We start from the raw sequence: 13,827 nt of genomic DNA on the forward strand, positions 1-13,827 counted from the left end.
GAACCTGATGCGAATTTCGAATTGTTGCAGCGGGCTCTGACATGCGAAATCAGCATTTCACTGCAGTCAGATAGATCCTGCGAGGTCGGATGCATTCCAGTATTAGGCTGAATCATCACTGACTCAGCAAACTTCGCTGGGAATCGACCATATATTTCGAGGCAATTTCTTCCTGAATTCGTTCCAGAAGCTCTGCGCTCAATAACGTGAAGTGATCCGCTTTGGGAACAATCTCGATCACCGCATCACTGAACATCAATCGCTGGCTTTCCTTCAGAGAGCGAACCGCCCCTTCCAGATAAAACGTGTCTTCCGTCCCCATGAAGACATGAAGTTTCTTTCTCAATGCTGGCCCCAGTACCGGCCACGCTTCCTCTAACACTCGGCGAATGTTGTAGGCCTCCCAGGCCGCTGCAACTTTTGGATCGATGACACCTGATTCTCGATCCCAGAGTTCCTGCGGATTTCCATCTGCTCCACGAGGACCGAAGACCGCCTCAAAGCTCTTGAGTTGCCCCCCGGTCCCCAGCGCATCTTCCATCTGAGAGAAAGTCTTATAGTTGATCAAGACCTCTCCACCGCGTCGTGCAATCGGACGCAGATTCCCTTCCGCATCGACGAACATATTTTCGCCGTGGCGAAGCAGATCGATCTGCTGAAAATTACGAAAGTCCACAGGGTCTGGAGCAGTGCTCCATGTGCCATTGAAATAACTAGGGTAATTCACCTGCAACCAGAGTGTGCTCCATCCGCCGGAAGAATGCCCGGTCAGATAGCGTCCCGTTGATCCCTCAGTTCGAAACGCCTGATCCAATGCAGCGAGAAATTCGAAGACGAACGCGTCCCCATATGGACCGTTATTCGCCGAGTTCGCAAACACATGATGGCCCTGTGCACATCGTGGGTCCATCATCACGCGAATGAACTCAACGTCATGAGAATTTTTCTCTTGAACAGGTTCTGTTTTCAACTTGTAGAAGTGGTCTCCCCCGAACCCAGGAATCTCAACAATCACAGGGTAACGAAGCTCCCCTCGATCGAAGTAACTCGCCGGGACAGTGACCGCTCCTTGAAGATAGACATCACGACCATGAAATCGACTGAGCTTCTCTGATCTGACTCGCAGAAGCTTGGTCCACTTGTTCGCCGGGAATTCTCGAAGAGGAACCAGAGAAGAAATCGGCAGCGGAAACGTTCCTTCATCCCCAAGTGCAATCACTGGACTGAAAGCATTGCCTTCTCCCTTGCCGACTTCGGGATCGTCTGGATTGAACCGCACCACAGCTTGGACTTTTCGCTCATTGAGATCTTCAACAGTCAAATTCGAAGGGAAGATATTCAGATCGCCGGATTGCAATGTCGTGTCAGAAATCCGAACAGGGAGCGCGATACCCGGCTTCCAGTCTTTCACTTCAAAACTGAGGAAGGGTTGAGGGCGAAACCAGTTTGGCCCCATCCGAGGAGCAGCTTCCGATTCCTCTGTCGATCCACGCCTTGAAAAGAACAAATACACTCGCCCGGAGTATGGAGCTGTGTGAATTGCTTCATCCAATTGCAGAATGATGTTCCATCCTTGTTCCGATGCCGTTGCCAGCCGGGAAACAGAGAGAAGAAACAGAACCACTGCAGCAAACATCATCCGACGGGTCATTAATCACTCGCTGAATGTCAATCAGGGAATCTTGCTTCGGATTGTGGTGCAGTGAGCACAAGCACGGCACCACACTAAAAAATCGATCGAGGTCCCTGAAGCAATCGGAATAAAGACAAAGCCTCAGAGAACCGGGATCCTCTGAGGCTTTGAATCAAATTAGTATCCTGCAGTCAGATGACAAACATCTGAGATCAGGCCAACGATCAGTATTACTGCTCGTCGCCGCGAACGTGGTCCATTGAGAACAATGGGCCTGAACCGCCAGCGGTTCCACCCTTGAGTTCGCGTGGGCCAGCATCGGCGGCAGTTCCGCCAGCTGCAGCTGCTGCGTCGTCTTCAGCTTCGATCTGTGCATCGAGTTTCATACTCAACCCGATCTTGCGATCGTTGGTATCAACTCGCAGGATCTTGACGTCGATTTCGTCACCGACGTTGACGATTCCTTCAGCTGACTTGGAAGCGTCGCCGCCAGTCAGTTCGGAAACGTGCAGCAAGCCTTCGAGTTCCTTTTCAAGTTCCACGAACACACCAAAGTTGGTGATTTTCGTGACCTTGCCCTTAACAACAGCTCCAGCCTGGAACTGGTGTGGGATACGGCTTTCCCATGGATCTTCGTCGAGCTGCTTCAGGCCGAGAGCGATACGCTTACGTTCTTCGTCAACAGAGACAACGGTACACTCGATCTCGTCGCCCTTCTTCAGCATTTCGCTGGCGTGGGAGATCTTGCGTGTCCAGCTCATGTCGCTGACGTGCAACAGACCGTCAACACCTTCTTCGAGTTCGATGAACGCACCGTAGTTGGTGAGATTACGAACGGTTCCCTTAACACGCTTGCCGACTGGGTACTTGTCGCTGACGTTGTCCCATGGATTCGGCTGGGTCTGCTTCATGCCCAGTGAAATTTCCTGCTTGTCGGTGTTGATGCCGAGCACCACCACTTCGACTTCATCGCCAATCGACACCATTTCACTTGGGTGATTAAGGCGACGTGTCCAGGACATTTCGCTGATGTGGACCAGACCTTCGATTCCGTCTTCCAGCTTCACGAAGGCACCGTAGGTCATGACATTGACCACTTCGCCCTTGACGCGTGAGTTGACTGGGTACTTCGTTGCCACGTTGTCCCATGGGCTTGCAAACTTCTGCTTCAGGCCCAGAGCAATCTTCTCTTTGTCGCGATCGACATTGAGAATCATGACTTCGATTTCGTCGTCGATCTTGACCATCTCGGATGGATGGTTGATACGACCCCAGCTCATGTCGGTGATGTGGAGGAGACCATCGATCCCACCCAGGTCGACGAACGCACCGAAGTCGGCGATGTTCTTGACGATACCCTTGCGGATCTGCTTCTCTTCGATCTCGGACATCAGCTTGCGCTTCATTTCGGCGCGCTGTTCTTCGATCAGGCGACGACGTGAAACAACGATGTTCTTGCGAGCGTCGTCGATCTTCAGGATCATACACTCGATTGAGTTGCCCACGAATTCGCCGATGTCGGCAGGACGGCGAACGTCAACCTGGCTGGCAGGAAGGAACACGTTCACACCGCGCTGGCCGCTGGTGGAGAGAGCTTCGCCGATATTGACGAGCAAACCACCTTTGATTTTGCGGACGACCATCCCCTTGATTGTGTCGCCTTCGCCGTAACGCTTGATAACCCAATCCCAGTCCTTCTGGCGATCGGCTTTGCGCTTGGAGAGAAGAACGAGACCGAAGTCGTCTTCGATTTCTTCGAGCAACACTTCGATGGTGTCGCCAACTTTTGGCTTCTCTTCGTCTTCGGCCCACTCATTGAGCGAGACCATTCCCTCGCTCTTGTAACCGATGTCGACCAGAACCTCATCACCTTCGATGCTCAACACTTTACCGTGCACGAGCTGGTTGGCATCGAACGGGCTGGACGTACGTTCGTAAACGCGGTCCATTCTGTCATCTTCAGAAGCAATCCAGTCGCCGATTTCGCCACCCAGTGCGGCGTCCAGCTCAGCGTCATCAACTTGAAATTCACGAATGAGGTTACGATCGACCATTGGAAACCTGTACACCATTTCACGACTGTTTGAGAGCGAGCTGTTCACCAAAGAACGTGCTACAACACCAAAAGCCGGGTTGAAACCATCCGTCTAACGGGGCGGTCCGAACATCGGAACACAAAGCCACGCCACGACGTAAATCGAATCGAGTACTGTACCAAATCACTCCCTTTTGATGCCAGTCGCTTCTGGTCATAATTCATAATATTGATATACCGGTCATCAACCTGATTTTTTCGCCAAGGTAAATTCCGATACAAACCAGAGGAACCAGTGCGATCAACCAAACTGATCAATTCGCTGAGCTCCATCGTCAACTTTTAGGATTTGATGTCGTACAGGAAATAAACCGGCAGGATTCTGTCGTTTTGATCTAGCACACTCTTCAAATCGAAGCCACGACGGGAACCTGAGAAGGTCGCCCTACTGGACCAGCCAACCAAATTCGAATTCATTCAATAAACAGACTCGCCTCAATCCTTACCAGTTATCGGCAAACCCATGCCTGCAAATCCTTTCGAACAAATCCAGAATTCACTCATCCAAGGCGGCGCCGCTGGAGCTTTTGAGCAACTCACCCAGACACTCCGCGACAACAAAGAGTGGCACAACCTCTTTGACGCACGAATTTTACAGAAGAAGCACTCACTCAAAATCCCCCTGAACCGCCCCAGTTCCTTACAGGACGTGCCTGAGGATTTCCGCAAAGAAGTCGAAGCAACTTACATTCTGGCTGCCCGAGAAGCTGGCGAAGGATTTCTGTCCCAGGGAGACATCCCATCCGCATGGATGTACATGAAAGTCATTCGAGAACCAGAGAAGGTCGCCGCTGCAATCGACGAACTCCCCAACACCATCGACGACTACCAGGAGATGGAACAGATCATCCGAATTGCTCTACATGAAGGGGTCAATCCGGAAAAAGGGCTCAAAATCATGCTGCGAGGCCACGGCACCTGCAGCACAATCACCTCACTGGACCAGATTCTTGGGCAACTTGAGGCCAGTAAACGCAGCAAATGCGTCGCGACTCTCGTTCGCACTCTTTATGACGAACTCACCGAGTCAGTCCGCAATCACGTTGAAAAGAAAATGCCGATGTTGCCTCCAGATTTGTCGCTGGAACAACTGATCACCGGCCGCGACTGGTTGTTTGAAGGTGGCAACTACCACATCGACGTTTCCCACCTGAGCTCAGTGGTTCGCTTCGCCAGATCACTTGAGAAGAACGCACCAGAACTCGAACTCGCAAGACAACTTGCGATATACGGATCCCGCCTGGAGAAAACTCTCCAATACGGCGGAGAGCCCCCATTCGGCGACTTCTACCCTGCGCATCTCGCATTCTTCAACATTCTGCTCAATCGTGATACTGACGCAAATCTGAAGTACTTCTACGACCAGCTCGATCAGGAACCAGACGAACAAGACAAGCCGCTCTTTGCATACGTTCTTGTCGACCTGCTTGTCCGAAGTGAACACACCAACGATGCACTCGATCTCGCGTCAAAGTACCTCACCAATCTCGGCGAAGACGTCAACATCTCATTCGATGAGCTTTGCCAGAAGGCCGGCAGATTCGACGTACTCAAGCAGGTTCGAAAGGAACAAAACAATCTTGTGGCCTTCACCTCCGCTGCCATCAGGGAACTGGAACAGAATAAGTAGAGAAGCCTCACGTGCCCTCTGTTGCCACAACCGGCTCGATGAACACAAGAATTCCCCGAGCCGGTGCCCCTCCGATCCAGCAGCAAAGCCTTGGATCGACCGGAGAAAAACAACAGTCGCAGCACAAATCTGCCGAAATTACTAGAGAGGCCAACTTTCGCTTAATTCGCCATAAACTGCATCACTGTATGCAATTATCACCATTTACCTATTTTACGCCGCGGCCGCGAAGGCGGTCCCCAATTGACATTCCTCTCCAAACTGATCTAATTTCACTTGTGAAGTGTTGCACGCGGGAGTCAGGCCTGCCGCAACATGGCACCCGTCCTGCTGAGGGGTCAGTAGTTCAGGTGCAACAAATGTGCATAAGAAATGCTCGTGGTTAAAAACGGGGTTCGCTATCCGAACGCAAACTCCTTTGAACTCAGTCGACCGAAAATTCGGGACATTGATTACAGAGGGCGTTCTGAGCACCCGGAGCAACCGGAATCCATAAAATCGACTGCCGAAACTGATTTTCTGCAGGATTGGACTCCGATACCTCCTAGTGCCGAGTGGATAGCCATCCAGCAGTCAAGGAAATGCATCAGTCCGGCCTGACGCCGCCCTGATGATGAAAATGGACTGCTGGAAAGTTCCGTAAACTAAAGGTCTAGCAATGGTTGCTGGAAATCAGCGTCCTCGGGTTGTCATCACCGGCGTTGGCGTCGTATCGCCTGTCGGGATTGGCCGGAATGCATTCTGGTCAAATCTCGTCGCTGGGAATTCTGGCATTGCGCCATTAAGTGCGTTTCGCAGTCAAAACCTGCCATGCACCCTCGCAGCAGAAATCCGTGATTTCAATCCAGCCGAACATATTTATCATCGCAAATTCCTGAAGGTCATGTCTCGCGACATCCAACTCGGGGTGTCAGCAGCGTCACTCGCAATGAAGGACGCCAGACTGTCAGCAGGCGACATTGCGCCAGAACGCCTTGGCGTCGAGTTCGGTGCTGGACACATTTCGTTCACACCAGATGAACTCGCTGAAGTCACCAGAGCCTTCCGCGATTGCAGCGAAGAAGAAATCGCTCGCGATTGGGGCCGAAAAGCCTTGGGCAACATTGCCCCACTATGGCTGTTGCGCCAGTGTCCAAACATGCCAGCCTGCCATGTGGCAATTGAACACGGGGCTTGCGGGCCGAACAATACAATCACCAGCTCCGACGCATCTGCCCTGCTCGCTCTTCAGGAAGCGATCCGTTGCATCAATCGTGGCCAGACAGACGCCATGATTGTTGGAGCAAGCAGTTCAAATATTAATCCCGTCGACATCGCACGTATCAGCATGTTCGACACACTCTCTCCTCAGCACGACCCAGAGCAAGGTTGCCGTCCATTCGACCGCGATCGCGACGGGACCATCGTCGGCGAAGGAGCAGCCGTTTTCATCGTTGAGCGATACAGCCATGCTGTTGCCCGCGGTGCAGACATCTACTGCGAAGTCCTTGGAACCGGAGCAGGATGCGATGGACGCGGTGACGAGAACGTCGCTGGCGGACGCGGCCTGTCCTGTGCAATGAATGCCGCGATTCGTCAGGCAAACATTTCTCCAAGAGAATTGGGCCATATCAACGCCCACGGCAAGAGCACTCGCACCGACGACTGGGTTGAAGCCCGTGCCTACCACCACTCTTTCGGTGATGACACCCACAAGATTCCTGTTGTCGCTCTGAAAAGCTACTTCGGAAACTTTGACGCCGGCTCAGGTGCAGTTGAACTCGCAGGAAGCATCCTCTCTCTGAAGAACGGTGAGCTTCCTGCAACATTGAACTACAAGCATCCAGATCCACTGTGCCACTTGAATGTCGCCAGTGAGCCACGTCGATTGCGATCATCTGTCGCAATGAGCGTGAACCGCACTGCGATGGGACAAAGCGTCGCCGCAATCCTTCGTGCAGTTTAGTCCTTGAACTGGTTCCTTGTGCCACACAGCACATCGGACACACTCATTTGAGACTTACAATCCAGAGAGAGCTGAACGCCCAATACGGCGTTCAGCTTTTTTCTTTTCAGGTCCCGCAGTCTCCGTCCCGTGACCAAGATTCTCGATTGCCTCCCCACACCGCGATCAGATTATAACTTCTACACGTCAAAACATCTCAATCCCGTTGATTTCGCCGTGATGTCACGCGAAATTAAATCCTGAAAATCGGCTTCAAAATCCGATCAAATTATTTCAATGGGACTGACATTCTGCTAACCTCGAACGATCTCATACGCCCCAAGTTCCAGCCCGCCTGCGAATCATGAGAATCCTGCCTGGATTTGCCTGCCTGATGGCCCTCACTGCCATCACCATGACTGCCGCCGCCGATGGTGCAGCTCAATCTTCGATTTCCTTCGAAAAAGATGTCAGGCCAATCCTGAAGGCGGCCTGCTTCCATTGCCACGGTGAGTCGGGGCAATCCGAGGGAGAACTCGATGTCAGGCTTGTACGCTTCATCGTGAAGGGGGGCGATTCTGGTCCTTCTATCGTGCCAGGAAAGCGCAACGAAAGCATCTTGTTCCAGCGAGTCCAGAGTGGGGACATGCCACCGGATAAAGCTCACCGCTTGAGCGAGCAGCAAGTTGAGCTGATCGGGAAGTGGATCGACGACGGAGCCAAGACGCTTCGACCTGAACCAGAGAATGTTCAGGGGATGATCATCACTGACGAGGAACTGTCGCACTGGGCATACAAAAAAATCGTTCGCCCTGCCGTTCCAGAAGTCAAAAATTCGGATCGAGTTCGCACACCAATCGACGCATTTTTGTTGAGCAAACTGGAAGCGAAGGGCTTCAGCTTTTCGGAAGACGCCAAGCCATCAACTCGACTTCGTCGGGCATCCTACGATCTTGTTGGCTTGCCACCATCGCCTGAGGCTGTTGTTGCGTTCGAAGGAGATCAGCAAGCAGATGCATGGTCTCGTCGAATTGACGAATTTCTTGCGTCTCCTCACTACGGTGAACGCTGGGGACGACACTGGCTCGACGTTGCCGGCTATGCCGACTCCGAAGGGTACACCGCAGTGGACCTCAAGCGAGATCACGCATGGCGATATCGAGACTATGTCATTCGTTCTTTTAATGCCGACAAACCGTTCGATCGGTTCATCCTTGAACAGCTCGCTGGTGATGAACTGATCACGTCACCGATCAACAACCTGACTCCGGAAGATGCCGAGCTACTTGCAGCAACAGGCTTTCTGCGAATGGCTCCAGATGGCACTGGTGGGGCTGTTGATAACGTGAACATCGCAAGAAACGATGTCCTTGCAGAAACAGTCAAGATTGTGACTTCTTCTCTGCTTGGTCTGACGGTCGGCTGCGCTCAGTGTCACGACCACCGTTACGACCCAATTCCAACGGTCGATTACTACCGGTTTCGGGCGATCTTCGAACCAGCTTTGAATGCAAAGCAATGGAAGGCACCAAAACAACGCCTGGTCTCTCTCTACACAGACGCAGACCGTGCCAAAGCTGCAGAGATCGAAAAGGAAGCCAAGGTTCTTGATGCAGAACGGCTCGCCAAGCAAAAAGAATTCATCGATGCCACCTTCGAAAAGGAATTGGCAAAGCTGCCGGAAGATGTTCAGCTGAAGGCAAAAGGTCTGCAGAACGTTCCGGTCAAAGATCGCAATGATGAACAGAAGGCACTCGTCAAGAAATACCCGAGCCTGAATATCAGCGCTGGTTCACTCTATCTCTACGACAAAAAAGCTGCTGATGAACTGAAGCTGATGGCAGACAAGGCGACTGCACTGCGGGCGACAAAACCCAAAGAAGAATTCGTCCATGCTCTGACTGAAGTCGCGGGACAGGTTCCGCAGAGTTTCGTGTTCAATCGTGGTGACTGCGAACAGCCCAAAGAAGAAGTTCAGCCTGCCGGATTATCCGTCATCGCGATGAACGCGGAACTGCCGACGATCGAGTCGAAGAATGCGAGCTTCAAAACAACTGGCCGACGCACCGCACTCGCAAAGCAACTCACCGATCCGAATCATCCACTGACGGCGCGCGTCCTCGTCAATCGAATCTGGATGCATCACTTCGGTCGTGGAATTGTTTCTACCCCGGCAGACTTTGGTGTTTTGGGAGCACCGCCAACTCACCCGGAATTGCTTGACTGGCTCGCGGCTGAATTCATTGAATCCGGCTGGAGTGTGAAGCACATGCACCGGCTGATCATGAACTCCACCGCCTATCAGCAGGCATTGAGAACAGACCGTGAACAGGATCAGGTCGACCCGGACAACCACCTCTATGGTGGAGCACGCTTGATTCGGCTCGACGCTGAAGGACTGCGAGATTCGGTGCTGATCGTCAGCGGTTCTATCAACAAAGCAATGTTCGGTCCTCCTGTCCCAGTCATGGCAGATGAAGTTGGACGCTGGGTATTGGGAATCGAAAATCTGAGTGCCGGTCGTCCTGGCGCGGTGATTTCACTGGATGGTCGTGAGAATCTGAGAAGCGTCTATGTTGAGGTGCGGCGGAGTCGACCACTCGCGGTTCTCGACACTTTCGACTGGCCAACCATGGCACCAAACTGTGAGATCCGCAACATCTCGACTGGGACTCCGCAGTCCCTGATGCTGATGAACAGCGACTTTGTCCTGCAGTATGCCGCAAAGTTCGCCCGAAACATTGAAGCACAAGCAGGCGAAAGCGTTGAGAAGCAAATCGATCTGGCTTGGAAGCTGGCATACTGCCGCTCTCCTGATCAATCCGAAGCTGCTTCCGCTCAGGCCTTCCTCGAAGAGCAAGCCGCTCTGCTGGCAGAACGGCTGAAAGCTGAGCCTGCGAAGAAGAACGACAAAGACAAAACAACACCACTGACACCTCAACAACGTAGTCTGGAATCACTCTGCCAGATGTTGTTGAGCTCCAATGAGTTTCTCTACATCGATTAGACTGCTTCGCGAATTCGAAGTGACGATAGGGCGCCCCCTGAGCATGCACATGAATGCCCCGCGCCGTACCAGCTTCGGATTCAGTTCGAAAATCGATGATAGACACCACTCGCGAATTCATTGAGTTGAACCGAGAGACGACATGATCAATGCATCCTGTTTCAACCGTCGACACTTTTTGGCCGGCAGTGCACTGAGCGTCAGTTCTATTGCTTTAAACTGGCTTCTGCAGCACGATCAAGCATTCGGGAATCCTGCAAAGCCAGCCACAGAACCGACTGCGTTCAATACTCTGCCCAAGTCTCCGCTGACGGCTCCCAAAGCGAACGCCATGATTTCGCTTTGGATGCAAGGTGGCCCGAGCCATCACGACATGTTCGATCCGAAACCGGAGATGGACAAGCATGACGGTCAGGCGTTTCCCGGCGAGATCAAGTACGACGATCCGGCTCACGCCAGTTCCAAAATCATGAAGTCACAATGGAAGTTCGCTCCACGCGGTGAGTGTGGAATGGAGCTTTCGGATCTGATTCCTTACACCAGTCAGATTGCCGACGAGATCTGCCTTATCCGGTCGATGCACACCGGTGTTAACAACCATGGTCAGTCTATTCAGGCCATGCAGGTGGGGCGCGTCGCCGCTGGGCGACCGACTCTCGGTAGCTGGTTGACTTATGGGTTGGGGTGTGCGGCCGATAACCTGCCAGCGTACATGGCGTTGATCGATCCTGGACAATTGCCGGTCCTAGGAGTTGAAAATTGGCAGAACGGCTTCCTGCCGTCTCTCTATCAGGGAACAGTGATTCGCCCGAAAGAGCCGAGAATCCTCGATCTGATTCCGCCAGACCACCTTGCAGGGAAGCCGCAGGAGCGTTCTCTGCGTTTCCTTGAAGAGTTGAACCGTCGGCATCTTCAAGAGCGCCCACAGCAGCTGGATCTGGATGCGCGAATCGCTTCCTACGAGCTGGCCGCCAAGATGCAGATTGCGGCAACAGAAGCGCTCGATCTCTCCAAAGAGACGAAAGCCATGCAGGAGATGTACGGAATGCATTCTCCGAATGCAGCGACTCGTGAATACGGATCCCGGTGTCTTCTTGCTCGCCGCCTGATTGAACGTGGAGTGCGATTCGTACAGGTCTACACTCCCAACCAGATGTGGGATCATCACTCAGGCATCATCAAGTCTCTTCCACTGGCCTGCGAGAAAGTGGATCAGCCATCGGCCGCACTTGTCGCTGACTTGAAAGCACGAGGATTACTGGACACGACCGTCGTTCACTGGGGCGGTGAGATGGGACGACTCCCTGTGATCCAGTTCGACAGCGGTCGAGACAAGGTGGGTCGTGACCACAATACATACGGATTCAGCATGTGGGTCGCCGGTGGCGGATTCAAAGCTGGTCATGTCCATGGTGAAACCGACGAATGGGGACACCACGCTGTTAAAGATGTGGTTAATCACTTCGACTACCACACAACATTGATGCATCTCTTCGGACTTGATCCAGAAAAGCTGACGTATCACTGGGGCCGACGAGACCAGACGCTAACCGATGGACAACCCGGCAAGATCGTGAAAGAAATTCTGGCATAGGTCAGGCTGCATTCACGATTTGATTCGCACATCTAACGAACAGAGGACTCCTGTTCGGACTTGATAATACAAAGAGACCTCTCAACTGCTGTCGCGGTTGAGAGGTCTCTTTATGTTTGCGTCTTTCTGTTTGTTGCTCAGCAGAGTCAACGTAATTCAGCGACTCACAACAAGCAGATCACTACTTGTTGATTGGCTGTGAATCGCCTGTCAATTCCTGCGAAGGCACAATTGCAATCTGCACGTCTACAGGCAGAGTTGTCGCAAGCACACTTGCCGAAATCGAGATCGGATCCAGTATTTTCACTCGTGGATATCGTTGCCTCAGTTCGTCGATCTGCTCTGGCGTGTATTCCCCAGTGCTCCAGAGGATGACTCCCCCACGCTGATTGAGAATGTCATCAGAAACCCAGGGAGTCGCCTCTTCTTCCAGATCCGCATACACACTTGGACGTGAAGGCGAATAGAAAGCAACATTGCCAGCCAGCCACCGATTGCCTCCCACAATTGGCGTCGGCCCTCCGAATTCTTCTTTGCAAATTCTGTCGACCTGAGCGGCCAAAGCCCGACCGGGGAAGCAGATTCGTAGTGGAGCCTTTCTCATGACAGGCAAAACCATGTCGTGCCAGACCAACACCGCAGCTACCAACACACAGGCCCCAGCCGAAAGCTTCACAACTCTCCAGACAGTTCGGGCGTCCTCGCGGTACTGGTACAGACAGAACATCGCCGCACCAATGAACGTGAAGAGAGGAGACCCCCAGAGTGATTTCATCTTCACACCGGTCGTTACTCCAACGGTCAGGATCAACAGGATCGGAATCAATGCAAAGAACAGAATGAAATCCCGACCGAAATTCTGGTTGATCGGAGTGACAGGCTGTCGACGCCATTTCCAACCCAGCGATGGAATCATCAATCCCAGTGTCAGACCGACGGCAGCAATCTGCGATCCAACAAACTTCGCAGGATTCGTCAGCCGATCGGCCCAGCTTTTCTCTTCGCCACTCGACCGCGACTGCACATATCGGATCGTTGGAAAGTCGTTGGCAATCAGCCAGTAGAGATGTGGACCAAAACAAATCAAGGAAACACCCAACGCGATGAGGGGTCCCGGAGTTCGCCAGGCCGCACGTCCACGAGGATGAAGGACAGAAAACAGGATCATCGTCAGAGCAAGGAAAGCCGTGTCATATTTTGACAGCATCCCCAATCCCAGAGTCAGTCCACACAAGACCCAATAACGAAGTCGGCCTGACGAGAACGCCAAGTAAAGGAATGCAATCGTCAGTGCCCAATTCACACGGGACAGTGAGTTGTTATTAAACTCAGTCGTTGTGAATTGATAGTAATAGCAGCCTTCGAGGACCACGACCGCCATCAGAGCCACTCTCGCCCCCAACGTCGGTGCTGTTACGACCCAGACACTCCAGAAGCATGCGAGAATCATCACCTGAGAGATGACATGGAACGGCCACACAGCAGGGCCAAAGAGAACGGCACTTCCTTCAGCAATCCAGGCGGGAAGCGGAGGGTGTTTTGAATACCCGAGCTGCCATTCATGTCCCCAATAGATCATCTCAATCGTATCGAGGCAGGCATTCGGTTGTGTGATCGTTGGAACAATCACCCAGACCAGAAAATGCAGAAGGCAGAACCCCAGAAAGAGACGAAACGCGGTTGCGTCTGTCATCCACCGAGGCGAAGGTTCCTCAATTTCTGCCGGGGACAGGGAGGTCGAATTCATGTCACTCCCTAGTCCGGTTCGGTCGATCATGTGGTCTCGCAGCAGCCTTCTCGACTGGAGAAAAGCTGAATCCCGCGTGCCTGAAACGCTGCATATTTTCTGGAAATGCTCTCATACGTTCTGGTCTTACAAGCGACTGCAGAACAACGGCTTCATCAGGTAATCGAGAGCTCTTTATCAAACGCAGCGACATCGAT

The 13,827-nt window shown here is 52.6% G+C and carries 8 protein-coding genes; 5 read left to right on the plus strand and 3 right to left on the minus strand.

What is annotated here, in order from left to right:
* Positions 1-115: 115 nt before the first annotated feature.
* Together SH527x_RS07395 and SH527x_RS07400 are read right to left on the minus strand one after the other, a co-directional pair.
* Positions 116-1,651 carry an alpha/beta fold hydrolase gene (locus SH527x_RS07395; protein WP_437194013.1) on the minus strand — a complete coding sequence of 512 codons (1,536 nt, stop codon included), beginning with the start codon at positions 1,649-1,651 and terminating at the stop codon, positions 116-118.
* A 212-nt stretch (positions 1,652-1,863) separates the two neighbouring features.
* Positions 1,864-3,687 (minus strand): 30S ribosomal protein S1, encoded by a 1,824-nt coding sequence (locus SH527x_RS07400; protein WP_437194014.1) that lies wholly within the window; start codon positions 3,685-3,687, stop codon positions 1,864-1,866.
* Between the two features lie 504 nt (positions 3,688-4,191).
* Here SH527x_RS07400 and SH527x_RS07405 point away from each other — a divergent pair.
* The 4 genes from SH527x_RS07405 (at position 4,192) to SH527x_RS07420 (ending at position 11,883) form a co-directional block, all read left to right on the plus strand.
* The gene (locus SH527x_RS07405) at positions 4,192-5,358 is read left to right on the plus strand and encodes a hypothetical protein (protein ID WP_437194015.1); all 1,167 of its coding nucleotides are present in this window, start codon (positions 4,192-4,194) and stop codon (positions 5,356-5,358) included.
* 658 nt (positions 5,359-6,016) lie between these two features.
* Entirely contained in the window at positions 6,017-7,303 is a 1,287-nt protein-coding gene (locus tag SH527x_RS07410) for a beta-ketoacyl-[acyl-carrier-protein] synthase family protein (protein ID WP_437194016.1), read from the plus strand.
* Between the two features lie 373 nt (positions 7,304-7,676).
* The gene (locus tag SH527x_RS07415; RefSeq protein ID WP_437194017.1) at positions 7,677-10,289 is read left to right on the plus strand and encodes a DUF1553 domain-containing protein; all 2,613 of its coding nucleotides are present in this window, start codon (positions 7,677-7,679) and stop codon (positions 10,287-10,289) included.
* A gap of 142 nt (positions 10,290-10,431) precedes the next feature.
* Positions 10,432-11,883: a DUF1501 domain-containing protein gene (locus tag SH527x_RS07420; protein ID WP_437194018.1), complete on the plus strand. Its 1,452-nt coding sequence runs from the start codon at positions 10,432-10,434 to the stop codon at positions 11,881-11,883.
* A 181-nt stretch (positions 11,884-12,064) separates the two neighbouring features.
* Here the strand turns inward: SH527x_RS07420 and SH527x_RS07425 are convergent, their stop codons facing one another.
* Positions 12,065-13,630 (minus strand): glycosyltransferase family 39 protein, encoded by a 1,566-nt coding sequence (locus SH527x_RS07425; protein WP_437194019.1) that lies wholly within the window; start codon positions 13,628-13,630, stop codon positions 12,065-12,067.
* Between SH527x_RS07425 and SH527x_RS07430 the strand changes: the two genes are divergently transcribed.
* Positions 13,629-13,793: a hypothetical protein gene (locus tag SH527x_RS07430; protein ID WP_437194020.1), complete on the plus strand. Its 165-nt coding sequence runs from the start codon at positions 13,629-13,631 to the stop codon at positions 13,791-13,793. The genes SH527x_RS07425 and SH527x_RS07430 overlap by 2 nt on opposite strands.
* The last annotated feature ends 34 nt before the right edge of the window (positions 13,794-13,827 follow it).

The sequence above is a fragment of the Planctomicrobium limosum genome, from assembly GCF_051465645.1.
In the GTDB taxonomy this organism is placed as follows: Bacteria; Planctomycetota; Planctomycetia; order Planctomycetales; family Planctomycetaceae; genus Planctomicrobium.

Bases quoted from the DNA above. Each gene is read 5' to 3' on its own strand.
- SH527x_RS07410 (WP_437194016.1), top strand. From the start codon at position 6,017: ATGGTTGCTGGAAATCAGCGTCCTCGGGTTGTCATCACCGGCGTTGGC.
- SH527x_RS07395 (WP_437194013.1), bottom strand. From the start codon at position 1,651: ATGACCCGTCGGATGATGTTTGCTGCAGTGGTTCTGTTTCTTCTCTCT.
- SH527x_RS07400 (WP_437194014.1), bottom strand. From the start codon at position 3,687: ATGGTCGATCGTAACCTCATTCGTGAATTTCAAGTTGATGACGCTGAG.
- SH527x_RS07415 (WP_437194017.1), top strand. From the start codon at position 7,677: ATGGCCCTCACTGCCATCACCATGACTGCCGCCGCCGATGGTGCAGCT.
- SH527x_RS07420 (WP_437194018.1), top strand. From the start codon at position 10,432: ATGATCAATGCATCCTGTTTCAACCGTCGACACTTTTTGGCCGGCAGT.
- SH527x_RS07425 (WP_437194019.1), bottom strand. From the start codon at position 13,630: ATGAATTCGACCTCCCTGTCCCCGGCAGAAATTGAGGAACCTTCGCCT.
- SH527x_RS07430 (WP_437194020.1), top strand. From the start codon at position 13,629: ATGTCACTCCCTAGTCCGGTTCGGTCGATCATGTGGTCTCGCAGCAGC.
- SH527x_RS07405 (WP_437194015.1), top strand. From the start codon at position 4,192: ATGCCTGCAAATCCTTTCGAACAAATCCAGAATTCACTCATCCAAGGC.